Source organism: Mycobacterium sp. E2479 (assembly GCF_001667925.1).
In the GTDB taxonomy this organism is placed as follows: Bacteria; Actinomycetota; Actinomycetes; order Mycobacteriales; family Mycobacteriaceae; genus Mycobacterium.
On record NZ_LZJR01000073.1, the window covers coordinates 25,515 to 50,287 of the forward strand.

Annotated in this window: 19 protein-coding genes and 1 tRNA gene; 10 read left to right on the top strand and 10 right to left on the bottom strand. The window is 65.7% G+C overall.

What is annotated here, in order from left to right:
* The first annotated feature begins 26 nt into the window (after nucleotides 1–26).
* Nucleotides 27–917 (top strand): NYN domain-containing protein, encoded by an 891-nt coding sequence (locus tag A5686_RS09765; protein WP_067933572.1) that lies wholly within the window; start codon nucleotides 27–29, stop codon nucleotides 915–917.
* Between the two features lie 130 nt (nucleotides 918–1,047).
* Here the strand turns inward: A5686_RS09765 and A5686_RS09770 are convergent, their stop codons facing one another.
* A complete protein-coding gene (locus tag A5686_RS09770) occupies nucleotides 1,048–2,490 on the bottom strand; it encodes an amidase (protein WP_067933574.1) in 1,443 nt (480 codons plus the stop codon).
* Nucleotides 2,491–2,650: 160 nt separating this feature from the next.
* Here A5686_RS09770 and A5686_RS09775 point away from each other — a divergent pair, with 160 nt between their 5' ends.
* Nucleotides 2,651–3,955 (top strand): hypothetical protein, encoded by a 1,305-nt coding sequence (locus A5686_RS09775; RefSeq protein WP_231986336.1) that lies wholly within the window; start codon nucleotides 2,651–2,653, stop codon nucleotides 3,953–3,955.
* A 32-nt stretch (nucleotides 3,956–3,987) separates the two neighbouring features.
* Here the strand turns inward: A5686_RS09775 and A5686_RS09780 are convergent, their stop codons facing one another.
* From A5686_RS09780 to A5686_RS09790, 3 genes are read right to left on the bottom strand one after another with little or no spacing between them, the layout of a single operon-like run.
* The gene (locus A5686_RS09780; RefSeq protein ID WP_067933577.1) at nucleotides 3,988–4,485 is read right to left on the bottom strand and encodes a hypothetical protein; all 498 of its coding nucleotides are present in this window, start codon (nucleotides 4,483–4,485) and stop codon (nucleotides 3,988–3,990) included.
* Between the two features lie 19 nt (nucleotides 4,486–4,504).
* Entirely contained in the window at nucleotides 4,505–5,356 is an 852-nt protein-coding gene (locus A5686_RS09785; protein ID WP_067933578.1) for a hypothetical protein, read from the bottom strand.
* A 9-nt stretch (nucleotides 5,357–5,365) separates the two neighbouring features.
* Entirely contained in the window at nucleotides 5,366–7,702 is a 2,337-nt protein-coding gene (locus tag A5686_RS09790) for a hypothetical protein (RefSeq protein ID WP_067933642.1), read from the bottom strand.
* A gap of 458 nt (nucleotides 7,703–8,160) precedes the next feature.
* Between A5686_RS09790 and A5686_RS09795 the strand changes: the two genes are divergently transcribed.
* Nucleotides 8,161–9,258: a methyltransferase gene (locus A5686_RS09795; RefSeq protein WP_082947567.1), complete on the top strand. Its 1,098-nt coding sequence runs from the start codon at nucleotides 8,161–8,163 to the stop codon at nucleotides 9,256–9,258.
* Nucleotides 9,259–10,572: 1,314 nt separating this feature from the next.
* Here the strand turns inward: A5686_RS09795 and A5686_RS09805 are convergent.
* Nucleotides 10,573–10,656: transfer RNA gene (locus A5686_RS09805), tRNA-Tyr, on the bottom strand.
* A gap of 69 nt (nucleotides 10,657–10,725) precedes the next feature.
* Between A5686_RS09805 and A5686_RS09810 the strand changes: the two genes are divergently transcribed.
* From A5686_RS09810 to A5686_RS09825, 4 genes are all read left to right on the top strand, one after another.
* Nucleotides 10,726–11,217 carry a YajQ family cyclic di-GMP-binding protein gene (locus A5686_RS09810; RefSeq protein WP_067933580.1) on the top strand — a complete coding sequence of 164 codons (492 nt, stop codon included), beginning with the start codon at nucleotides 10,726–10,728 and terminating at the stop codon, nucleotides 11,215–11,217.
* Between the two features lie 98 nt (nucleotides 11,218–11,315).
* Complete coding sequence (locus tag A5686_RS09815) at nucleotides 11,316–12,827, top strand: NAD(P)/FAD-dependent oxidoreductase (protein ID WP_067933582.1); 1,512 nt, start codon at nucleotides 11,316–11,318, stop codon at nucleotides 12,825–12,827.
* A gap of 137 nt (nucleotides 12,828–12,964) precedes the next feature.
* Nucleotides 12,965–13,990: an NAD(P)H-dependent glycerol-3-phosphate dehydrogenase gene (locus tag A5686_RS09820; protein ID WP_067933584.1), complete on the top strand. Its 1,026-nt coding sequence runs from the start codon at nucleotides 12,965–12,967 to the stop codon at nucleotides 13,988–13,990.
* Between the two features lie 242 nt (nucleotides 13,991–14,232).
* Nucleotides 14,233–15,783, top strand: coding sequence for a SulP family inorganic anion transporter (locus tag A5686_RS09825; RefSeq protein WP_067933586.1), 1,551 nt, complete (start codon nucleotides 14,233–14,235; stop codon nucleotides 15,781–15,783).
* Nucleotides 15,784–15,877: 94 nt separating this feature from the next.
* Here the strand turns inward: A5686_RS09825 and A5686_RS09830 are convergent, their stop codons facing one another.
* The 3 genes from A5686_RS09830 to grcC1 form a co-directional block, all read right to left on the bottom strand.
* Nucleotides 15,878–16,132, bottom strand: a complete 255-nt coding sequence (locus tag A5686_RS09830) for a helix-turn-helix transcriptional regulator (protein ID WP_067933588.1) — start codon at nucleotides 16,130–16,132, stop codon at nucleotides 15,878–15,880.
* Between the two features lie 29 nt (nucleotides 16,133–16,161).
* Nucleotides 16,162–17,025, bottom strand: coding sequence for a zinc metalloprotease HtpX (htpX, locus tag A5686_RS09835; protein ID WP_067933590.1), 864 nt, complete (start codon nucleotides 17,023–17,025; stop codon nucleotides 16,162–16,164).
* 102 nt (nucleotides 17,026–17,127) lie between these two features.
* Entirely contained in the window at nucleotides 17,128–18,135 is a 1,008-nt protein-coding gene (gene grcC1, locus A5686_RS09840; RefSeq protein WP_067933648.1) for a nonaprenyl/(2E,6E)-farnesyl/geranylgeranyl diphosphat synthase, read from the bottom strand.
* A gap of 22 nt (nucleotides 18,136–18,157) precedes the next feature.
* On the opposite strand from grcC1, the gene menJ reads away from it, so the two are divergent.
* The gene (gene menJ, locus A5686_RS09845; protein ID WP_067933592.1) at nucleotides 18,158–19,396 is read left to right on the top strand and encodes a menaquinone reductase; all 1,239 of its coding nucleotides are present in this window, start codon (nucleotides 18,158–18,160) and stop codon (nucleotides 19,394–19,396) included.
* Between the two features lie 113 nt (nucleotides 19,397–19,509).
* Nucleotides 19,510–19,920: a DUF732 domain-containing protein gene (locus A5686_RS09850; RefSeq protein WP_067933594.1), complete on the top strand. Its 411-nt coding sequence runs from the start codon at nucleotides 19,510–19,512 to the stop codon at nucleotides 19,918–19,920.
* Nucleotides 19,921–19,927: 7 nt separating this feature from the next.
* On the opposite strand, the gene A5686_RS09855 is transcribed toward A5686_RS09850, so the two are convergent.
* The gene (locus A5686_RS09855) at nucleotides 19,928–20,620 is read right to left on the bottom strand and encodes a demethylmenaquinone methyltransferase (RefSeq protein ID WP_067933595.1); all 693 of its coding nucleotides are present in this window, start codon (nucleotides 20,618–20,620) and stop codon (nucleotides 19,928–19,930) included.
* A gap of 57 nt (nucleotides 20,621–20,677) precedes the next feature.
* Between A5686_RS09855 and A5686_RS09860 the strand changes: the two genes are divergently transcribed.
* On the top strand, nucleotides 20,678–21,502 hold the full coding sequence (locus tag A5686_RS09860) for an SDR family oxidoreductase (RefSeq protein ID WP_067933599.1): 825 nt from the start codon (nucleotides 20,678–20,680) through the stop codon (nucleotides 21,500–21,502).
* 25 nt (nucleotides 21,503–21,527) lie between these two features.
* Here A5686_RS09860 and A5686_RS09865 read toward each other — a convergent pair whose 3' ends face one another.
* The gene (locus tag A5686_RS09865; RefSeq protein WP_231986335.1) at nucleotides 21,528–24,719 is read right to left on the bottom strand and encodes an adenylate/guanylate cyclase domain-containing protein; all 3,192 of its coding nucleotides are present in this window, start codon (nucleotides 24,717–24,719) and stop codon (nucleotides 21,528–21,530) included.
* Between the last annotated feature and the right edge of the window lie 54 nt (nucleotides 24,720–24,773).

The window sequence follows — 24,773 nt, forward strand, 5'->3', positions numbered from 1 at the left end:
GGTCCTGCTCAGCAATGATCTAATGCATGACCGAACCGGTTTTGACCCGAGTGGCCGTCTACCTCGACTTCGACAACATCGTGATCTCCCGGTACGACCAGATTCACGGACGGAATTCGTTTCAGCGGGACAAGGCCAAGGGGCTCGAGCAGCAGGCGGAGCGGCTGGACCCGGCGACCGTCGACGTCGCCGCAATCCTCGACTTCGCGTCGTCGTTCGGCACCCTGGTGCTCACCCGCGCCTACGCGGACTGGTCGGCGGATATCAACGCCGGGTATCGCGGCCAGCTGGTGGCCCGCGCGGTCGACCTGGTGCAGTTGTTCCCGGCGGCGGCCTACGGCAAGAACGGCGCCGACATCCGGTTGGCCGTCGACGCGGTCGAGGACATGTTCCGGCTACCCGATCTGACCCACGTGGTGGTCGTGGCCGGCGACTCCGACTACATTCCGTTGGCCCAGCGCTGCAAGAGGCTCGGCCGGTACGTTGTCGGCATCGGCGTGGCAGGTGCGTCGAGCCGCGCGCTCGCGGCGGCCTGCGACGATTTCGTCATCTACGACGCACTGCCGGGGGTACCGGTGCCCGAACCGGCGCCCGCCGGCGCGGAGGCGGACAAGCCGAAAAAACGGACCACTCGCAGCAAGTCGGCCAAGGGGGACGAGCCCGATGAGCAGCCCGACCCGCAGGCCGCCGCCACCGCGTTGCTGACGCGGGCCCTGCGGATCGGCTTGGAGAAAGACGATGTCGACTGGCTGCACAACTCGGCCGTGAAGGCACAGATGAAGCGGATGGACCCATCGTTCAGCGAAAGATCTTTGGGATTCCGCTCGTTCAGCGATTTCCTGCGTTCGCGCTCGGATGTCGTCGAACTGGATGAGACGTCGACGACGCGGATGGTGCGGCTGCGCGCGCAGGAGTGAACGACGGGGTGGCAACACATATTTCGCTCTAACGGCGGGTGACAAGCGCCGGGCGAGCGAGCAGGTGAACCACCGTGGGGATATTGAAGCGGCCTAGTTCGTCTCATCGCCCGCCGCAGACTTGTCAGCATCAGTGGGTCGCCGGACGATCGGATGACCAGGGGTGGGCCGATTCCAATTGGGACGCAACACGAATGAGGATATCTTCGCGCCCGTAGGCGGCGGCGAGCTGCACGCCGACGGGAAGGCCCTCAGCGTTGCGATGCAGGGGAAGGCTGATCGCCGGCTGCCCGCTCATGTTGAAGGGGGGCGTGAACGCGGCGAACCGGCCGGCGCGCCGCATCGGCGCCGTCGGGTGCTCGGGATCGTTCTCGAATTCGGTTAGCAGTGGCGGTGGTTCGGTCACTGTCGGCGTGAGGAGCAGGTCCCAGCCGTCGGCCCACCACTGCTGCAGCGACCGCCGAAACGCATAGACCGCCTCCTGCGCCACCGCGTAGTCGAGCGCGCTCACTAGGCGGGCCCGCTGGGCGAGCACCCAGTTCACCGGCTCGACCTCGCCGGAGGTCAGCTCACGCCCGAGCGTCTGGCCGAAGCCGCGCACCCCCATCGCCATCTGCGTGGCCCATAGCGCCATGAACTTCTCGGTCAAGGTGGTGTCGGCTAGGCAGGCCGGCCACGCCGGCTCGACGATGTGCCCGAGCCCCTCGAGCATCGATCCGGCGGCACGCACCGCCGCGACGCAGTCGGGGTGCAGGAAGTCGTCGCGCGGGTGGACGTCGAGCAGCCCGATGCGCAGCCGGCCGGGTTGGGCACCGACCTCGTCGAGGTAGGCGCGCTCGGGCGGCGGCGCGATCACGGTGTCCCCGACCCCGGGCCCGCGAACGGCGTCGAGCAGGCCCGCCGTGTCGCGCACCGTGCGGCTGACGCACAGTTCGACGCCCAGGCCCACCTCGGCGCGCACCGGCCCGACGGTGATCCGGCCCTGGCTCGGCTTGAGTCCGACCAGCCCGCAGCAGGACGCCGGGATGCGGATGCTTCCGCCGCCGTCCGAGGCGTTGGCGAACGGGACCATCCCCGCGGCCACGGCGGCGGCCGCGCCGCCGCTGGATCCGCCCGCCGTGCGGTCCTGCGCCCAGGGGTTGCGGGTCGGCCCCCACGCGAGCGGCTGGGTGGTCGGCAGGCTGCCCAGCTCGGGGCTGTTGGTCCGGCCGGCGATCACCAACCCGGCCGCCTTGAACCGGGCCACGAGCGTGGTGTCGCGGACGTCGACCTTGGCGGCCTCTTTCAGCGCAACATTCCCGTTCGACAGCGTCTGGCCCGCGAAGCTGGTGTAGAGGTCCTTGAGCAAGAAGGGGACCCCGCGGAACGGGCCGTTGGGCAGGCCCGGGTCGGCCGCCACCGAACGCGCGTGCCCGAACCACTCGATGACCACGGCGTTCAGCGAGGGATTGACACGCTCGATCCGCTCGATCGCCGCCTCCAGCAGTTCACTCGGCGTGACCTCGCCTTGGGCCACCAGCGCCGCCTGATCCGTGGCGTCCATCCAGCGCGTCTCGTCGGCCAGAGCAGTCATGGCTTCCGGTGTATCACGGGGTCAACGTCACACCCGCACCCGCACACGAGTCGCGGTGCCGACGCAGCGGCCTTACGCTCGTTGGTTGCACGAACTCAACGGGGGTTTATTGATGGGTGGGATCAAGGGGCGAACCGTGTCCAGACAGTGGTTTGCCCCGATCGGGGTCGCGTCGGTTGCCTGCCTGTCCATCGCGTCCTGTTCGGAAACCGCTGCACCGCCCCCGCTCAGCGCCACCACCTCGACATCGGTCTCGAAGACCAGCACACGGGCGGCCGCGCCACCCGCGCCGATAACCGGCCCGCTGGAAAAGGATTGGAAAAGCTACGGCGGAACGGCGTATTTCGGTTGCCCGGAGAAGTTTTCGGCCAGCAAGTCGGCGCTCGAGGACATCCGGCCGAAAATCTTCGACCCGAAATCCGGGCAGTACGTCGCGCCCGGCGTCCCGTCGGTTCCCGCCGGCGAGAACGTCACCGGCGCCATCTGCGCGCCGACCGGCACGGCCGACGACATGAAAGTCGTCTACGTCGTCACCACCGTCAAGCCGGCACAGGCCCCGGCCCCCGAAGCCCCCAAAACCACCGCCTACGTGTACGACACCAAGTCGGGCCGGCAGCTGGCCAGCAAGGAGCTGCAGCCGCCGGCCCCGGAGCTGAAACTGGCCGCGCCGAAGGATTGGGGCCTGGCCTCGACCGCCTCGGGCGTGGCGTGGCTGAACGCCTTCACCGACGGCCGTACCGCATCACCACCACGGACCGTGGTCCTGTCCGGGGGCGATCTGTCGATGATGTGGAACGATCCGCAGCCCGGGCGCGTCTGGCAGGACGTGCTTGCGTTTGCGCGCAACACCGAGCCCGGCAAGACTTCCGGCGCGGAGCTGCGCCGGCCGAACGGGGAAGCGATCTATCAGGACAACGAGTTGCAATCCGTCGATGCCGAATTAACCGACGGCCCAAGCAAACTGGTGCAGATCACGCACCGGGATTCAGACAACCCCCCGGTGCTGTCGACGATGTTCTACGACCTCGACGCCAAGTCCATCATCAAAATCGGCGATTCCGACCGGATTTCCGGCGGTGGGGTGACCGCGATGCTGTCCGACGGCAAACTGTTCGTCGACGCCCACAACTCGGACGCCTCCCAACTCGGTTTCGGCGTATGGAACCTGCGCAGCCAGCAGTGGGACTTCCAGAAGAGCAGGGACGACGCCAAGAAGCTGTCGATTTCCAAGCTGGCGTATTTCGAAGACCACCTCTACATCACCGGCACCGGCGGAACGTTCTCCGTAATCGCCTTGCCCGCAACCGATCCCGTGGCATCGAACTGGGCACTACGGCCTTTCGGGCGGATCTCCGGGTGGACGCTGGTGTGCCGCGGCGAGACCGCGCCAGGGTCCAACGGCGAGTGCAAGGAGATCGTCATGGTGCAAGACCAGGACGGCCACTACCCCGGGCCCTGGTTCTGAGCCCCGTTCGCCGTCAGACGACCGGCGGGCCCTCAATTGTCTTCGCCGACGCCGCTTCTCGTTCGGACAACGATGAGTGCGGCACAGACCACCAGCACGCCGGTGGCCGCCACCTCGGCGATCAACGCACCGTAGTTCAGCACTTGCCGGTCCGGGACCAGAGATATTCCCAGCTCGTTCTTGGCGTCGCCGGCCAGGATCGCGGGATACACCAAACACAAGACAGCGGTCACGAACGCGACGACGGCGCACCCACATGCGACGAGCCCAAGCCGGCGCACTCGCGCCGCGCCGAGGAGCGCGCCGGCGGCCGCCAGCGAGGCGATCACCACGATCCACCCCGGCGTGCCGTCCACCATGTCGGTAAGCGAGGAGCCGTAGTATTCGCCGTGCTCGCCGACGTAGCTGCCGAGACCATTCCACCTGATGGGTAATCCCAGTTGACTTACGTCAATCCACGGCATCAGCGTCATTGCCACCGACGCGACGGCCGCCACGACGGCCACTACGCTGATTGCCTTGTTACGCAACAGATTGCCTTTCGATCATCTACGATGAACTTCCAGCAGGCCAACCCGGGTATGGCGGCAACGTGGGAAATTCCGAGCGAGGGTGCACGCCGTTGAGCAGATACAGGCGGCGGTCCGCCGGGTCCGGCGCTTTGTCGACGCAAGATCGAGCATCGGCCACTTCGGAGGGCCACTCCACCGGATCGGTGTTCGACTCGGGGATCCGGTCGGCAGTCATATTGTGGCCCACGACGTGCCAACCGCCGAAGACATCGTCGACAGGAGCCGCCGCGGTCCCCTTTTGCGGTGCAACTGGCGCTACCGGACCATCCTCCGGGGCGGTCATCGCGACGCGATGCACGGCGATCCGGGCCGCGGGATCGGTGGCGGGCAACGCGCTTTTCCAGCCGTAGTTTCCGCCACCGAGATCCAGCGCGCTGGCGTAGGCCCAATCGCACACCACGGCCGTGACCTGACGGCCGGCGGTGTCGAGCCGTAAGAAGTGGTAGCGATCGGTGCCGACCAGTCGATCGCGCAATGGATGCTCGGTGTCGGGCCAGCGGTCGCGGGCGCTGTCCGGTTGGCCCTGTGGCGCATTCGGCGCGACGGCATGGGTGAATCCGGGGTAGGCATAACCGATGTCGCCGGCGTTGGCCGCCACGAAGATCGATTCGAGGTAGGCGCGCACCACCACGGCCGGTGTGGTGAGCAAATCGATTCCCGGCTCGGCACTCCACACCGCGCGAAGCTCCGACAGCATTCCCGTCCAGGGAATCTTCGGCGCAGGTTCCGCTGGAGGCGCAGCGTCCTTGGGACCGCAGCCCGCGACAACGGCGCACAGCGTCAAAGTGACGATTCGACCGAGAAATCCGCGCCGTCGCCCGAGACTCATGAAACTTCCCTATGGGTTGGGTAATTGGGTCACTTCGTCATATTGGTGCTGCATGTGTGGGATGACGCTCTCGTCACCCAATATCCTCTGCACCGCACCCTTTAGCGCTTGATTGTATTTGTAATTGTCCCACGTACCGCCGTTCGCCTTGTATTCGTCATACGTGGCGATGTGCATTGGGCTGTGCGGGTCACCGGGAACGTCCGGCGCAAAAAATTGTTGCGTCAATCCGATCGGCACGCGGTTGGCGATCAGGCCGTCGAGCACCTGTGAATACGCGGCGCTGTCTTGCATGTGCGGTATCTGAACCTCGGGCGGCGCGGTCGACGATGGCGCGGCACCAATGATGTCTTGCTTCAACGCATCTGCGCCCATGGACAGCGCCGGGCCGCCGAGTGTGCCGATCATGTTATACGGCGGCGGCAGCGCCTTGCCCGCCAAGCCCGCCACCGTGCCGCCGCCCTTCACCAGGCTGTCGTACGCCGACGTCTTTCGGTTATAGGCTTCGGTGGCCTGTTGGGCGCCGTTGAGTCCCTCGGCGTGCACGGCGTTGTTCACCCCGACGTCGACCAATCCCTTCAAGGTGGCGGCCTGCTGCAGATCGGCGTCGTTGGCGACGGCGCCCGGCACATGATGCGCGATCGCTTCGGCGTACCGGTTCTGGTCCTGCATGATTTGCTGCATCGCAGCACCATTGAAGGTGTTCGACGCGTCTTTGTCCGTGCTGAGCACGGAGAAAATGCCTTTGGCGATGGGCAGTCTCGATTCCACGTCCTGATTGGAGTCCGGCGCGTGGAAGAAGGGTGACAGGTCGTTGGTTCCGCCGGCGATGTTGGCGACGTAGGGCGACAGCCCGGTGGCCATGGCTTGCGTCAGCTTCGGATCGACCTGGCCCAGCGTGTGATGACCTGGCAGATCGAGCAGCTCGTGCGAATGCTGACCGAGGTAGGCCGCATACGTCTGCGCGGTCTGCCCCGCGATCTGGGCTTCCGGGCCCGCCGCGTCCTTGGTCCAGCTGAACAACGAGCCGGCCGCGTCGCCACCGTCGGACCAGGCGTGGTGGGTGATGTTCTGCAAGAAGTCCTGGGTCGACTGGTCGCAGATTCCCTGCTGATTGACAATCCAATTGACGGCCCCGTGGTCGCGGCCGGCAGCCCAGAACACCGACTCGACCGTTTGGTCGTAGGTGTTGCGCGCCCAGTCCTGGGTCATGATCTGCGCACCCTTGTGCAGCAAGCCCTGATCAACCCCAGTGTTGCGCTGCAGCAACGGGTTACCGTCCTTGACGATGTCGGCGATCGTCCTGGTCTGGTCGGCGTACAACCAGCCCGGCGCCTGCAACACCTCCTGCACGCTGTCCGGCAACTGCGTGGTCCCGCCTTTCACGGTGTCGGTGCCCTGTTTGGCACCGATGGTTGTCGGCGTCTTCGGGAACGTGATGTTCGGATTGCTCATCAGCTGCCAGGAGTTGCCGATCAATCCCCTCTCGTCGCCGAGGCGCTGCTCGGCGGTTTTGAGCGCATCGATGCTCATGCCATGCTCCTGGGCCTGCAGTTGGCTCAACACCGATGCCTGCTCGGCGGTCAGCGGAGCCTTGCCGGCCACCTGGTCGGCGGTGACAGAGCCGAGCACTCCGTTCACCCGGGCGGCGGCACCCTTATCGCCGGCGAGCGCGGCCTTCACATCCTGCTCCGCAGATTCGGGCGTCTCGGCGGCGTGCCCGTCGACACTCAGAACGCGCGCCGGGTCGTACCCGTCGTCAGCCAGATTCTTCTGCGCCCCGTGCAGTGATTTCGTGTAGTTGTCGCGGGTGGCACGCAACTGGTCAAGGGCGTCTCGAGTGTCGTCGACCGCGTCGGCTTTCGCGTCCGTGATCAACGTCTCCAGGGCGTGGCGGTCCTTCGGGTCGAGGTTGGGATCCTGCAGGTCCTTCGTGGCGGCGCCGATGATCTTGTCGAGCAGTAGTAACCGACCTTCCAGGGTGGCGATCTCCTGGGCGCCGGTTTTTTGCGCGTCGGCCAGGGCGGCGGCGATGTTTTCGAGATCGGCGCCGATCTTGGGCAGCTGCTGGGACTGCGCGCCCAGCGCCTGGGCCGTGCGCTGCACTTCGGCGGAGGTGTTGATCGGGCTGTCACCGTTCTGGTGGTTCCAGGCTGCCTCGAAACGTTTGCGGGCCTGCTCGAAAGTCGCGTCGGCTTCCGAGCTGGAGCGGCCCGCGGCATGAAACGCAGTGGCCAGACTGGAAATCTGCCCGGGCTGGCCCGCCTGCAGAGTCCGGTTGATCTCCCAGGGGTCGCCGCCGGCCCCCGCGACGAGCTCGGCGATGCTGAGATAGTTCAGCTGCATCGCAGCCCCGAATGGCCGCACCGACGCCGGGAATGGGTGTCGAGCGACATGCAATCCCTCCCCGCGGTTCACGACCATCGCCGCCGACATTGTCGCCCACGCGGACGGCGATTTTGCTGGCCAAGCATATTAAGGCCGGCGCCACACGTGCCAGTCACCTGCCTCGCCCCGGTCAGCTCGAGTAGGGCCGATCGTGGCGGCACGCGTATGTTCGTTCGCAGCCCGGACCCGAGCCTTCGTGCGGGTTTCCAGGTGCATCGCCACCCCTGCCCCGCTCGAGGAAAGTTACCGCCGCAGATTCGCCGATCAATTCAGCCGGGGCGACGTCCTGACGCGACGCCGACGACGGTCTTTCCCAGCCGGTCGTTGAATTGGACCAAAAACGACGCCACCTCTAGGCTTTCGGCGTCAACCGAGAGCAGATCGAGCGCGAAGGCTCGTTGCGAAGGAGCAGCAAGATGCCGTCACCGACGTCAACCCCGAAGCTGCCGCCCGCCCGGGTGGCTCGCGCGGTCGAACGAGCCCGCCATCACGCGGGGCGCCTATACCAGCGACTGGCACCTCCGCCGATCACGGTGCTCGACATCATCTTCGGTGCGTTTTTGTCGCAGGCTGTCTCGGCCTCCGCACAGCTAGGCATCGCCGACGCGCTTGCCGCCGGTCCGTTGTCCAAGGAGGAATTGGCGCGCCGCGTCGGGGCCGACCCGGACACGGTGGCGCGGCTGATGCGATTACTGATCAGCCGCGGCGTGTTTCGCAGGCGCCGCGACGGTCGGTTCGCACTCAACGCACTGGCCGACACGTTGCGCAGCGACTCGCCGATCTCGATGCACGGAGCCGCGCTGTTTTATGGCTCGGCGCAACACCGGGCAAACTGGACGCGGCTCGCCGACGCGGTGCGCACCGGGGAGCCGAATCCCCCAAAAGTGTTCGGCAAGGACTTCTTCGACTACCTCCCCGAAGACCCGGAGTTCGCGGAGATGTTCAACAACGCGATGACGTCCACGTCGTCGGTGTTGGAGGCGGCGGTGGTCGCCGCCTACGACTTCAGCAACTTCGGCGTCATCGCCGATATCGGTGGCGGTCACGGCCGGTTGCTGTCATCCATTCTCGCCGCGGCACCCGCTGCCCGCGGCGTGCTGTTCGACCTGCCGCAGGCGGTCGAGGGTGCGCCGCCGATTTTGACCGCGCTCGGTGTCGCCGACCGGGTCACTGTAAAGGGCGGGTCGTTTTTCGAAAGCGTGCCGGCCGCTGACGCCTACGTGATGAAGAACGTCATCCACGATTGGCCGGACGACAAAGCCATCGCGATCCTGGGCACCATCAAAGCCGGGGCCCCATCAGGTGCGAAGCTGTTGCTGTTGGAGATGGTCCTTCCCGATCATGACCGCGAGTTCCTCGGGTACTACGCCGATATGGAGATGTTGGTGATGGGGGGCGCACTGGAACGCAGCCTCAAGCAGTGGACCGACCTACTTGACCGTGGCGGCTTCCGGCTGCAGCGCGTGGTGCAGACGGCAGGGCCGCTCTGCGTCATCGAAGCCATACCCAGTTAGGACGCCCCTTGGACCCGATCGGGGCAAACGCCCCCACCTCGTGGAGGCACCTACAGGATTCGAACCTGTGAAGCTTTCGCGACGGATTTACATACCGCTGCTGTTTCCGTTTGCCTAATCAAGCTGGCTTCATCGTTCAACGGAAGATCTAGGTACAACGCCAGGATCACCGCTTCTAAAGTTCAATTGCATACTTGCTGCGTGTCGGCTGAATGGCGCTCAACAGCGGACACGGAGTGCCGGCTCGGCTGTTCGAATATGCGCGCAAAGTCGAAGCGCACCGAAGTTGTCTGCACCCGTACCGCCGCCGCCCCGCCCTCGCCAACTGGGTCGATTTGTCATTGCATTGACAAGCGAATCGCTCGATAAATGCGCACCATTACTGCTGCCACTCGCCAACCTGCGAACGCTTGTGAGCAAATACCTAGGGGCATAAACTCTCGTCGACAAATCGGGAAACATCACCACCAACACGAAGGTCTCCCCAGCATGTGGCGAGGGCGGCGCAGGTATGCCGTTGCGCTTACCGACGTGTGCGCGAACTGTCACACCGAGCCCATCGCGTCGCACGACGGCGGCAGATCATGGACTCATCCGCGCACAGGTACGATCTATTGCCACCTAGGTGACGGTTCCGTGGCTACGCGCAGGCAACCCGAGTGGATGAGCTGACCCATAAGCTCCGTGCGCCACAGGTCGTCAAGGCGAGCGTTTCCTCGTTCGAATAACGAACAAGAACTGCCTTGACATCCAGGTTCGAAATCAGCTGATGAAAATCCGGACGCGCGAAGACTCGAGCGCAAAGCACTCGAGCCTTTCCACCAATTTACGCGATATTGCACACACGCCCAATGACGGCGATAGCATCTAATAGTCGTCGGCTTTAAATGCGACGGCGTTTTAACTAGCAGAAGGGCGTGACCGATGGGCACGAAGAGCAAGACGAGGACGCTGAAAGCCGCCGCACTGGCCGTAGTACTAATCGGTGTGATGATGGGATCGTCGAGCTGCATCATGATCGAGGGCGGTGCCATCAACTGCGCCGCAGTTCGCGCCGGTTGCTAGGGGCGCCTGGCCAAAAACCCAAGTTTGACCACCAACCAAGCGGAATCCGCACTGGCTCTTGCTAATTGACGGCTGATCAGTGCAGACCCCGCGTCCATGTGGATGCAAGACGGCGGTGCTGACGCTGAACAGCCAGTGGGCGCGCGTTTGTGACGCGGTGGCGAAGTGCCTCGACACCGCTGCGACGTCGACTGCGTATTGACCGTGCGCCTAAGCCAGTCGTAGTGGCGCAAACGGCCCCAGACCTGTTGGTGGCAGGTACAGGATTCGAACCTGTGAAGCTTTCGCGACGGATTTACAGTCCGCTCCCATTGGCCGCTCGGGCAACCTGCCGCCAGACAGGTTACAACGAGCGAGTAGACAAAGCACAAACGCCTATCACCGGATGAAGGGACGAAAGGCATGGCGGACTCATCGTTCGACATCGTCAGCAAAGTGGATCGCCAAGAGGTCGACAACGCGCTCAACCAGGCCGCCAAGGAATTGGCCACCCGGTTCGACTTCCGCGGCACCGACACCAAAATCGCCTGGAAGGGCGACGATGCCATCGAGCTGACGTCGTCCACCGAGGAACGCGTCAAGGCGGCGGTCGACGTCTTCAAAGAGAAGCTGATCCGCCGGGACATCTCGATGAAGGCCTTCGACGCCGGCGAACCGCAGTCCTCGGGCAAGACCTACAAGATCACTGGCTCCCTCAAGCAGGGCATCAGCAGTGAGAACGCCAAGAAGATCACCAAGCTGATCCGTGACGACGGCCCCAAGAACGTCAAAACCCAGATCCAGGGCGAGGAAATCCGGGTCACCAGCAAAAAGCGCGACGACCTGCAGGCCGTGATCGCGATGCTCAAACAGGCCGAGCTGGACGTGGCGCTGCAGTTCGTCAACTACCGCTGACCGGTGGGGACCTCTGGCGCGGATCCGCGGGTTACTAGCCCGACCAACCGGTGGGTCTCTACGCTGGTGACGAGTCCCACAATTTGAGCGAGGTTCAGATGACCGTGACTCCTCAGGAGGCCTCCGATAGCGGTGCCACCGAGGCCGGATACTCCGACGTGATCATCGTCGGTGCCGGCATCTCCGGCATCGACGCGGCGTATCGGATCAGCGAGCGCAATCCGCACCTGACGTACACCATCCTGGAGCGGCGCGCGCAGATCGGCGGGACGTGGGACTTGTTCCGCTATCCCGGTGTGCGCTCGGACAGCAGCATCTTCACGCTGTCCTTCCCGTTCGAGCCGTGGACCCGTGAAGAGGGCGTCGCCGACGGTGTGCACATCCGCGAGTACCTGGCCGCCACCGCACACAAGTACGGCATCGACCGGCACATCCGGTTCAACAGCTATGTGCGATCGGCGGACTGGGATTCCGCAACCGACACCTGGACGGTCACCGTCGAGCAGGACGGGGCACGCAAGCAATACCGCGGCCGCTTCCTGTTCTTCGGCAGCGGCTACTACAACTACGACGAGGGCTACACCCCCGACTTCCCGGGCATCGAACAGTTCGAGGGCACGGTGGTGCACCCGCAGCACTGGCCCGAAGACCTGGACTACAGCGGCAAGCAGGTCGTGGTGATCGGCAGCGGGGCGACCGCGGTCACGCTCCTGCCGTCGTTGTCGGACCGCGCCGCCAAAGTGACCATGCTGCAGCGCTCGCCGACCTATCTCATTGCGGCGTCCAAATACGGCGCCGTCGCCGCGCTGGCTCGAAAGCTATTGCCCTGCAAGCCCGCTCATCTCGTCATCCGCATGTACAGCGCCCTGACCGAGGCGGTGTTCTTTGCGTTGTCCCGCAAGGCGCCGGGGCTGGTGCGGTGGCTGCTGCGGCGCAAGGCGATCAGCAGCCTGCCCCCCGGCTACGACGTCGACACCCACTTCAAGCCGCGCTACAACCCGTGGGACCAGCGGATGTGCCTGATCCCCGACGCGGACCTGTACAGCGCCATCGCTGCGGGGGGCGCCGAGGTGGTCACCGATCACATCGACCATTTCGACGCGACCGGTATCGCGCTGAAATCCGGTGGGCACCTCGCCGCCGACATCATCATCACCGCCACCGGCCTGCAGCTGCAGGCGCTGGGCGGGGCCGCGATCAGCCTGGACGGCAACGAGATCAAGGTCAGCGACCGTTTCGTCTACAAAGCGCACATGCTCGAAGACGTGCCGAACCTGTTCTGGTGTGTCGGCTACACCAACGCGTCGTGGACGCTGCGCGCCGACATCACCGCCCGGGCGACGGCAAAGCTGATCGAACACATGGCCGCTCACGGCTATACCCACGCGGCACCGCATCGGGGCAACGAGCCCATGACCGAGAAGCCGTCGTGGGACATCAACGCCGGGTACGTGCTGCGCTCGGTGCACGCGCTGCCGAAGTCGGGCACCAAACGACCGTGGAACGTGCGGCAGAACTATCTGGCCGACGCCCTGGACTACCGGTTCGACCGCATCCAAGAGGCCATGGTGTTCGGCCGGGTCGACGAACGGGCGCCGCTGGCCGGATAGCCCGCGGCGATTACACGTTCGCCTGGATGGACACTCACAGCCATACCGTTCTGCCGTTCAGCTTGCGTTCGGAGCTCGCGAGAAGCTAAACGAGGAACTGCTACAAAATCGCAGGTGTCCGCAATACGCTGGTCGCCATGGCATCTGAGAAGCGCGAACCCAAAGTCGTTGTCCTCGGTGGCGGTTCCTGGGGCACCACCGTGGCGTCAATCTGCGCGCGCCGCGGGCCGACGCTGCAGTGGGTGCGCTCCGAGGCGACCGCCGCCGACATCAACGACAACCATCGCAACAGCCGTTACCTCGGCAACGACGTCGTGCTGAGCGACACCCTGCGCGCCACCACCGACTTCGCCGAGGCGGCGAACTCGGCGGACGTCGTCGTGATGGGCGTTCCCTCGCACGGCTTTCGGGGCGTGCTGAGCGAGCTGGCCAAGGAACTGCGGCCGTGGGTACCGGTGGTGTCACTGGTCAAGGGGCTCGAGCAGGGCACCAACATGCGGATGTCGCAGATCATCGAGGAGACGCTGCCCGGCCATCCCGCCGGCATCCTGGCGGGGCCGAACATCGCGCGCGAGGTCGGCGAGGGTTATGCCGCCGCGGCGGTCCTGGCGATGCCCGACCAGCACTTGGCGACCCGGTTGTCGGGCCTGTTCCGCACGCGGCGCTTCCGCGTGTACACCACCGACGACGTCGTCGGGGTGGAGATGGCCGGCGCCCTGAAGAACGTCTACGCCATCTCGGTCGGGATGGGCTATTCGCTGGGCATCGGGGAGAACACCCGCGCGCTGGTGATCGCCCGCGCGCTGCGCGAGATGACCAAGCTGGGCGTCGCCCTGGGCGGCCACCCCGACACCTTCCCGGGCCTGGCCGGCCTGGGCGACCTGATCGTCACCTGTACCAGCCAGCGCAGCCGGAACCGACACGTCGGTGAACAACTGGGGGCGGGCAAGCCGATCGACGAGATCATCGCCTCGATGAACCAGGTGGCCGAGGGTGTCAAGGCCGCCAGCGTCATCATGGAGTTTGCCAACGAGTTCGGCCTGACCATGCCGATCGCCCGTGAAGTCGACGCCGTGATCAACCACGGCTCCACCGTCGAGGAGGCCTATCGAGGCCTGATTGCCGAGGTCCCCGGTCACGAGGTGCACGGCTCCGGTTTTTGAACCGGTTTCAAAGGTTTGAAAATTCAAATCTTTGCGTTCTCTATGGGCGGCGCCCGTCGGCTTGACCGACCATTGCCAGCAAAATACCGTCGGTCCAGGCGGGCAGTGGTTTTCGGCTGTGATCCTGTGAGTCGGTCCGGTCGTAATCGTCTGTACGCCAGCGCTTTACGACGAGGTAATGAGCGCGCAATGGGGCGGATATCGGAACATCCCCCGCTAACAGCTACCGAGGGACGCTACCGATGCACAATGTCGAACAACCGGGTGAGCAAACCGGTGCACAAAACCGGTCCGCACCGCGTAGCAAACGGTTGCGCGGCATCATCCGGCACGACTTGCCGGCATCACTCGTGGTTTTTTTGGTTGCGCTGCCCCTGTCACTGGGCATCGCAATCGCTTCGAACGCCCCAGTGCTGGCCGGCCTGATCGCAGCGATCGTCGGCGGAATCATCGTCGGCGCGGTGGGTGGATCCCCGCTGCAGGTCAGTGGCCCCGCGGCCGGCCTGACGGTTGTCGTCGCCGACCTGATCTCCGATTTCGGTTGGGGCATAACGTGCTTGATCACCGTTGCCGCCGGAGTCCTGCAGGTTCTGCTGGGGCTCAGCCGTGTTGCGCGCGCCGCCCTCGCGATCTCACCGGTCGTCGTGCACGCCATGTTGGCCGGCATCGGCATCACGATCGCCCTGCAGCAGGCGCATGTGCTGCTCGGCGGGAAATCCAAGAGCACGGCCTGGCACAACCTTGTCGGACTACCCGGCCAGATCATCGGTGCCCACCGCCCCGGGGCGATCCTGGGGATGCTGGTGATCGTCATCCTGGTGGGCTGGCGATGGGTGCCGGCCAAACTTCGCCGCGTTCCGGGTCCGCTGGTCGCCATTGTGGCCGTGACGCTGATCTCGGTGGTCTTCCCGTTCCATGTGCGCCGGATCAACCTCGAGGGGTCACCGCTGGATGCGCTGCAATTGCCTGAGCTGCCCCACGGGAACTGGGGCGCGATCGCGATCGGGGTGATCACGGTGGCGCTCATTGCCAGCGTCGAAAGCCTGCTGTCGGCGGTCTCGGTCGATCGGATGCACCGCGGGCCACGCACCGATTTCAACCGCGAACTGGTGGGGCAGGGAGCCGCCAACATCGTGTCGGGCACCGTCGGCGGGCTGCCGGTGACCGGAGTGATCGTCCGCAGCTCGACAAATGTCAACGCGGGCGCCCAATCCCGCGCCTCAGCGATTATGCACGGATTCTGGATCCTGTTGTTCACCATCCCGTTCGCCGGGCTGGTCGAGGAGATTCCGACCGCCGCCCTCGCCGGGCTGCTCATCGTCATCGGGATTCAGCTGCTGCAGCCGGCTCACATCGAAACCGCAATGAAGCACGGTGATCTCGGGGTCTACATCGTGACGGCAGTCAGCGTCATCTTCCTCAACCTGCTGCACGGGGTCATGATCGGGCTCGCGCTGGCGATCGCGCTGACCGGATGGCGCGTCATCCGGGCCAAGATCGAAGCCACGCCCGTGGACGACGAATGGCGGGTCAGCATCGAGGGTGCGGCATGCACCTTCCTGGCGCTGCCGAGGCTCACGCGAATGCTGACATCGGTGCCGCAGGGCGCGACCGTGACGGTCGCCGTTGCGGTCCACTACCTCGATCACGCTGCCCATCAGGCTATTACCGACTGGCAGCGACAGCATGAGGCGACGGGCGGGACGGTGCAGATCCAGGGCGTGACCGAGGCGGGTCGCCGCCACCCGGACGAATCGCCGGTCGACGCCGAAAGATCCGAAGCCGCAGCATAATTGGTTGGCCACTGCCCGCGCCGGATGCGATAGCGCATGCGCGACCGCAATCGAATGTGACTCAATTCCGCAAGGAACCCGCCGGCAGGGTCGGTCAGTCGACGTCGATGCGGATGTGCAACCGCTTGCCGCATACCTGCGCCAGCCGCTGCAGCACGTCGACGCGGGGTACCTCGGTCCCGTCCTCCCACGCCGCGACGGCTTCGTGGGTGGTGCCCAGCGCCTCGGCCAATTGGGCCTGGTTCATGCCGGCGCCGGCACGCGTTTCGAAGATCAAGTCGGGGAGATCCAGCGCCAGCCCGGCTTCGTGAATGTCCATCGAGTTGGGTTCAGTCATCGCCATCACCATCCACGCCCAATGGTACTTGCAGACCCCGCTTACCGCCCCGCCATTTCCTCCAGCCGGCGGATACGGTCCTCGATCGGCGGGTGTGTCGAAAACAGCGACCCGATCCGCTCGCCCGCCCGGAACGGGTTGGCGATCATCAGGTGCGCCTGGCTGGCCAGCTGTGGTTCCGGCGGCAGCGGCGCCGCCTGGACCCCGCCGGAGATCTTGCGCAGCGCCGACGCCAGCGCCAACGGGTCGCCCGTCAGCACCGCGCCCGATTCGTCCGCCTGGTATTCACGTGACCGTGACACGGCCAACCGCACCACCGTCGCGGCGATCGGACCGAGCAACGAAACCAGCAGCAGCGCAAAGGGATTCTCGCCGTCGCGATCGTTGCCGCCGAGCATGCCGGCGAACATGGCCATATTGGCCAGCGCCGTGATCACCGACGCCAGCGCGCCTGCGATGCACGAGATCAGGATGTCGCGGTTATAGACGTGCGAGAGCTCGTGGCCCAGGACGGCGCGCAACTCGCGCTCGGTGAGGATGTCCAGAATGCCGGTGGTGCAGCAGACCGCCGCGTTGCGCGGGTTGCGGCCGGTCGCGAACGCATTGGGCGCGTTGGTGTCGCTGATGTACAGCCGGGGCATCGGCTGGTGCGCGGCGGTGGCCAGCTCCCGCACGATTCGGTACATGCCCGGCGCCTGCACCTCCGAGACCGGCTGCGCGTGCATCGCCCTTAGCGCCAGCTTGTCGCTGTTGTAGTAGGTGTAGATGTTCATGCCGATGGCGAACAGCACCGCGAGGAACATGGCGGTCCTGCCGAACAGCGAGCCGACGAACACGATCAACGCGGACATGCCAACCAGCAACGCGAACGTCTTGAACGTGTTGTGGTGCGGATGCCAGGTCATCGGTGTCCTCCTCGGAACACTCAACAGCGCGTTATTGCCGATTACAGCTCATTGAACGCCCGAGACGGCCTTTTTGGTTCCGCAGGGCCGCTGCGGGCGCCGCTACCCGTGCCGGCTGATGGTGTAGTCCACCAACGTCTGCAACGCGTGACGGCCGGGGACGTCCGGCAGCAGGGCCAGCTCCCGGCGGGCCTGCTCGGCGTACTCGTGCAGCGATTCCTTGGCCTTGGTCATGCCCGGCGACGTCCGCAACAGCGCCAGCGCCTCGGCCACCGCGTCGTCTTCCTCGATGGGCCCGACCAGCAGCTCACGCAGCCGGTCCGCCTCGGGGCCGGGTTCACGCAGCGCGTAGAGCATCGGCAAGGTGTGCACGCCTTCGCGCACGTCGGTGCCGGGCAGTTTGCCGGACTCCTGGGAGTCGCTGTGGATGTCGATGATGTCGTCGGAGATCTGGAACGCGGTGCCCACGATGCCGCCGAGCCGGCTCAGCCGCTCCACCTGATCGGCGTCCGCACCCGAGAACATCGCACCAAACCGGCCCGCCGAGGCGATCAGACACGCGGTCTTCTCGTACACCACCTTCAGGTAGTGCTCGATCGGATCCGATCCCTCGACGAGCCCACGTGTCTCGCGCATCTGGCCCGTGACCAACTGGGCGAACGTCTCGGCGATCAGCCGCACCGCCTCGGGCCCGAGCCGGGAGACCAACCGGGAGGCCGTGGCGAACAGATAGTCCCCCGCCAGGATCGCGACGTTGTTGCCCCAGCGCACGTTGGCGGTGGGTGTGCCGCGGCGAACCTCCGCCTCGTCCATGACGTCGTCGTGGTACAGCGTGGCCAGGTGTACCAGTTCGATGACGGCGCCCGCGATGGTCACGTCCACGCTGTCCGGGTCGGGTCCGATCTGCGCCGACAGCACGGTGAACAGCGGCCGGAACCGCTTGCCGCCGGCCTTGAACAGGTGCGTCAGCGACTCGGTCATGATGTCGTCGGCGCCGCGCAACTCGGTGTCCATGAGCTGCTCGATCCGCCCCACACCGTCCCGTACGGCCGCCGCGAAAGCGGGGTTGCCGAAGTCGACGCCCGCCACCACCGTTACCGGAGTACTCACGGGACCAAACATACTGGTGTGCATGAAGACGGGAGCGACCCGAGCCCAAGTGCTGGTCGTTGGCGCCGGACCCGCCGGTTCGGCGGCGGCGGCCTGGGCGGCCCGCGCGGGCGACGACGTACTGGTCGTCGATTCGGCGAGCTTTCCCCGCGACAAGGCCTGCGGGGACGGGCTGACCCCCCGCGCGGTCGCCGAGCTGAAACGGCTGGGGCTGGGCGACTGGCTGGACACCCGAATTCGGCATCGAGGACTGCGGATGAGCGGTTTCGGCGGCGAGGTAAAAGTCGATTGGCCCGGCCCGTCATTTCCGTCGACCGGCAGCGCGGTGGCCCGCTTCGAGCTGGACGACCGGATCCGCAAAGTCGCCGAAGATTCCGGGGCGCGGATGCTGCTCGGCACCAAGGCTGTTGCCGCGCAACATGATTCATCGGGCCGGGTGACGTCGGTGACATTGGCCGACGGCACCGAGGTGAGCTGTGGCCAGTTGATCGTCGCCGACGGCGCCCGCTCGTCGCTGGGCCGCAAGCTGGGCAGGCGCTGGCATCAGGAGACGGTGTACGGCGTCGCCGTCCGCGGCTATCTGACCACCGCGCGGGCCGACGACCCCTGGCTGACGTCACATCTGGAACTGCGCGGACCCGATGGCTCCAAGGACAAAGTGCTGCCGGGCTACGGCTGGATCTTCCCGCTCGGCAACGGCGAGGTGAACATCGGCGTCGGGGCGTTGTCGACGTCCAAGAGGCCCGCCGATCTGGCACTGCGGCCGCTGATCGACTACTACACCGATCTGCGCCGCGACGAGTGGGGTTTTACCGGCCGACCGCGGGCGGTCGCCTCGGCGCTGCTGCCGATGGGCGGCGCGGTGTCCGGCGTGGCCGGTGCCAACTGGATGCTGATCGGTGACGCCGCGGCCTGTGTGAACCCACTCAACGGCGAGGGCATCGACTACGGGCTCGAGACCGGGCGGCTGGCCGCGGCGCTGCTGGATCACCCCGACCTGTCGCAGGTGTGGCCGTCGCTGTTGCAGCAGCACTACGGCCGCGGCTTCTCGGTGGCGCGCAGGCTGGCGCTGCTGCTCACGTTCCAGCGGTTCCTGCCGTCGACCGGACCGATCGCGATGCGCTCGACGACCCTGATGACCATCGCCGTGCGGGTAATGGCCAATCTGGTCACCGAGGACGACGCGGACTGGGTGGCGCGCGCCTGGCGGGGCGGCGGGCGGCTGTCGCGCCTGCTCGACCGTAGAACGCCGTTCAGCTGACTCCGCGTCCCGCATCGCCGCTGGTCGACGGCCCTCGGCGGGCAAGGCGGGGGCCGAAATCGGCGATTCACTTTCGCCCGCGCACCCCGAGAGAGGCGTGTATAGTCCCCCTGATGAAGGGAACGAGGCTGGCTACTATCTCGGCCGCCGCCGCCATCGCGCTCGCCGCGCTGGCTACGTCGGCGCAGCTCTCCGTGCCGGCGCAGGCGGATCCGCCGCCCACGGCGCCATACCCCACCCCGCGGACGCCGTCGCCCCCGAGCGACTACGACGCGCCGTTCAAGAACACCGTCAACGGCTTCGGCATCTACCAGCCGCAGGACCAGTTGGCGTGGCTGGGCAAGATCACCTGCGATCGGATTGGCAGGGGCGTGGACGGCGACGCGTACAAGTCGGCCACTTTCATCCAGCGCAACCTGCCCCGCGGGACCACTCAGGGCCAGGCGTTTCAGTTCCTCGGCGCGGCTGTCGATCACTACTGCCCCGACCAGGTGGGCTTCGTGCAAGCCGCCGGCAATCACTAGAACGTCGTCAACGCAACGGTTTGTATCCGGCGTGTAGGGCGACGATGCCGCCGGTGAGGTTGCGCCAGCGCACTCCGGACCATCCGGCCTGCGTTATCTGCCGCGCCAGTTCCGCCTGATCGGGCCATGCCCTGATCGATTCCGCGAGGTACACGTAAGCGTCGGGATTGCTGGAGACCGTCCGCGCCACCCGTGGCAGCGCCCGCATCAGGTACTCCTTGTAGACCGTGGCGAACAGCGCATTGGTGGGCGTGGAGAACTCGCACACCACCAACCGGCCGCCGGGGCGCGTGACACGGGCCATCTCGCGCAGCCCCGCCCGGGGGTCGACGACGTTGCGCAGCCCGAAACTGATTGTCACGGCATCGAACACATCGTCGCCGAACGGCAGCCTGGTGGCATCGCCGGCGACCTTCGGAACGTCGCGCGCCGCACCCGCCGCCAGCATGCCGACCGAGAAATCGGCGGCCACGCACCACGCCCCGGACTTCCTCAGCTCCACAGTGGACACCGCGGTGCCCGCGGCGAGATCCAACACCTTCTGACCCGGCCCGATGCCCAGCGCCGACCGGGTGGCTTTGCGCCAGTACCGATCCTGCCCCATCGACAGCACCGTGTTGGTCACGTCGTACCGGCGGGCGACGCCGTCGAACATCGACGCGACATCGCGGGGATCCTTGTCCAACTCCGCACGACTCACGCGAGAAACGCTACCCGTTAGGGGAATGCGGTCGCGCGGTAGGCGTTGTATGACTGCGTGACGGAAAAAGTTTGGTTTATCACCGGTACATCGCGAGGTTTCGGACGGGCGTGGACGATCGCGGCGCTAGAGCGCGGTGACAAGGTCGCCGCCACGGCGCGCAACACCGCCTCGCTGGACGACCTGGCGCAGAAGTACGGCGACGCGCTGCTGCCCATCCGTCTGGACGTGACCGACCGGGCGGCGGATTTCGCGGCGGTCAGGCAGGCGCACGACCACTTCGGCCGGCTGGACATCGTGGTGAACAACGCCGGCTACGGTCAATTCGGGTTCATCGAGGAGCTCTCCGAGCAGGACGCGCGGAACCAGATCGAGACCAATGTCTTTGGGGCATTGTGGATCACGCAGGCGGCACTCCCCTACCTGCGCGAGCAGGGCAGCGGGCACATCATCCAGGTTTCCTCGATCGGAGGCATCACAGCCTTTCCGTTGGTGGGTATCTACCACGCGTCGAAGTGGGCGCTGGAGGGCTTCTCGCAAGCGCTGGCGCAGGAGGTCGCTCCGTTCGGTGTGCACGTCACGTTGATCGAGCCGGGTGGCTTCGACACCGACTGGGCCGGTGACTCTGCCGGGCACGCCGAGCCGCTGGCGGCCTACGACGACGTTCGCGCCGCCGTACAGGCGGAGCGCAGCCGCCGGTGGGCCAGCCCGGGTGACCCGTCGGCGTCCGCGGCCGCGCTGCTCAAGGTGGTTGACGCCGAAAAGCCGCCACTGCGAGTGTTTTTCGGAGCTTCCCCCCTGGAGACGGCCAAGGCCGACTACGAAAGCCGGCTCGCGAACTGGGAGGAATGGCAGCCCGTCGCGGAGCTCGCGCAGGGGTAATTCGCGGCTATCTCGAGACGGCGTTTCAGGCCATCGCGTCGGCCTGCGCCACGTATCCCTCGAAGTCTGCAGCGAGGGCGTTCTCCCGGAAGCGAGCCAAGAACTTCTGGTAGCCGAGCTTGTCTCCGCTGTTCCTGGCAAGGAGCGCCTGCAACCTCAGAATGGGCAGTTGGTGCAGGACGAAGCCCGGCTCAGTCGGCACGGCAGCCAGCCTGTCCACGGCTTCCTGGGCTTCATCGATGTCGGATTCTGTGCCGCGATCAAGTAATGCCTCGCCCAGCACCGCGGTGGCAGGACCACGAAAGACCATCTCGTCGGTGGCGAACTGCTCGTCGAGAACCCGGCGTGCCAAAGCGATGGCGCCGTCGAACTCGCCGGACCGAAGTCTTGCCCGAGCGAACTCGAGATCGGTCAGCCTCCGCAATGTGGCGGTGAGTTTCTCGCGAACGATCATTTCGCGCGCTGCGGTCAATGCCTCAATGCCGGCCGTGTGGTCACCCTCGGGACCGTGCAGCAATGCCATCGCTCGATTCAGGTATGCGAAGCTGACGGCGGCGTTGTCCCCCGACTGGAGCGCGATCTCCAGTGACTCCGATGTCAACGAGATGTCCTCCGCGTCGGGCACTATGGCATCGTTTCCCGTCGCGACCGCTAATTTGTACACCTGCGCCAGAATTCGGGTCGTCGCGTCAAACGACCGCGCGGTCGCAATGCCTCGTTTGATGTCGGCCCGCCACCCCGCGCGGCCCAAGAACATCGCCGATGCGCCCCGCAAGGTAATGGCCCAGGAGAGCGGAGATCCGATGACGAAGTTCCCCATGACGGGGTCACCGTCTGCGAGGTCAATAATGCGCTGCGCCAGCCGCTGGCTTTCAGCCGCCTCACCGGCTTCCCAATTCGCCTGGGCCGCCCCATAGAGGAGGCCCACGACCATATTTGGCTCTCCGATCGACTCAACCAGCACGGCGAACTCGGACGCCGCATGCACGGCTTCCCGGTGGCGCGAATTGAACGTCAGCGTGTTGAGGTAGCCCGCCATGCCCACTGCCAGTGACTTCTTGTCGCCAGCCGCGGCCGTGATATCGCGCAAGTCATCGAAGCCAGTGGTTTCTGGAACCCCACCCACGCGAAAGGCGCTGCCGCACAAGAAAGCCCGCGGTGAGATCCGCATCGCCAAACAGTTTGGACGATCGTCGGACATTTGGTCGGCAACCCGTGCGGCCTGTTCCCAGCTTCCGCGTGCCGCACGGATGTCGCGCGGCCCATAACCCGTCGCGGCGCGCATAAACCATTCATATGCCTCGGCCAGCTCACCCCCGGACTCATATTGAGCAGCGATCATGGCCGCCCCCTCGCCGGTGGCTGCGGCGCTCGTCTGCAGCATCATCGCCGCCACGCGCCGGTGTAAGTCCGAGCGCGCGGCCTTGAGCTGTGATTCGTATGCCACCTTCTGAGTGAGCGGATGGTGGAACGCGTATTCGGCATCGTCTCCGTAGGTGACTTGGTCGACCAGCTCGGCTTCGATGAGTGGCGTCAGGTCTGTCCGCTCGAGCAATCGCTCCAATAGCTCGGCGCGAAATCGAGCGCCGATGACCGCTGCGGCGTTCAACGTCCGCTTCGCCAAGGGAGTGAGCCGGTCGATACGGTCACCGATGGCGGCCTGCAAAGTGGGAGGTACGTGCACGTCGCCTACTTCTCTTAGGCACACGTAGGCACCCGGCTCGCCCTCGATCTCACCCCGCTCCGCCAGATCGCGCACGATCTCTTCGGCGCAGAATGGTATGCCCGCCGCGCGGTCGGCCACCACCGTGGACAACCTGCCAACCGACGAATCCCCACCGAGCAGCTCACCCAGTAACTCGTCGATGTACGAATCACTCAGCGGTGCAAGCACGATGGCCGCGGCTTCGGTGAGTTCCGACAAGGTCCCCTGATACTCGGGGCGATACGTGATCAACATCGTGGCTCGCATTCGAACGAAGGCGGCCCCGAAATCGGTGAGCATTGATTCGCTGACGCCGTCTATCCAATGCGCGTCTTCGATGACATATACGGCGGGCTTCGCCCGACCCAGCGAAACTGCGTTGATGAGCTCGATGAGCCGCCGCCGCCGGGCGTCCGGGCTTATGTCGGGCGCCAGCATATCGGTGTCACGGATGCCCAGCAGCTCATCGAGCAACAGCAGGTCCTCGGCGTCGGTATGCGGCACGGCTGCGCGCACCCGCATCCGGGCGGCTTGTGGTGTGAGACCGCCGAGTCCGAACACTGCGCGTAACAGTCGTGAGATCACGTGGAACGAGATCTCCCGGGTATGCGATTCGCAGTAGGTGGAAAACACCTCGAAGCCACGGCTTGTCGCGGCAGAAACGGCTTCGCGGACCAATCGCGTCTTGCCGATGCCCGGCGGCCCCGAGACGGTGACCACAGATCCGACCCCATCGAGCGCCCTATCCAAGATCGCCGAGATCGCCACCGTCTCCGACTCGCGGCCCACGAGGCGAGAGCGCCGACGACCCACCCGGCGTTCGGCCGACGCGGACAATAGCCGACGCGCTGGCACGGCATCCACGGAACCCTTGATGCGGACGAATTCCTTTGCGCCCAAGGCGAAATCGTACTCGACGAGGCCGGCGGTGGACTCGCTGAGCATCACCCCACCCGGCGGGGCGACCGACTCCATCCGCTGAGCCATCCCGACCTGCTCACCGACGGCGGTGTAACCCAAAGACCCCGAACCGATCTCGCCCGCGATCACCTGACCGGAGTTAAGTCCTACCCGCAACTGGAGGTCCACGCCATCGCGGTCCCGGATTTCGACGGCAAGCCGCTTGGTCTCCTCCTGGACACCCAAGGCCGCCAGACAAGCCCGGGTCGCGTGATCCTCCATCGCCACCGGAGCGCCGAACACGGCCATGATGCCGTCGCCGGTGAACTTGTCGACGGTGCCGCCGTAGCGCTGCACGACCGCCACGCAGCGGTCCACCAGCTCGGCCATGATCTCGCGCAGCCGCTCAGCACCAACCGCCGCCGCGATGTCCATCGAATGCACCACGTCGGCGAATAGCACCGTTACCTGCTTGTACTCCGCCGATCGACTGACCTTTGTGACCGGCGCGCCGCACTCGTTACAGAACTTGGAACTCAGTGGCAGTTCGGTACCGCACGACCCACATTGCAGGCCCGCAGCTGGCAGTGCACCGCGACTACCGTCATCCACGTCAGTATCGTGTCACCGCTGGTCAACGATGTCTGCAATATCGCTGCACCGCCT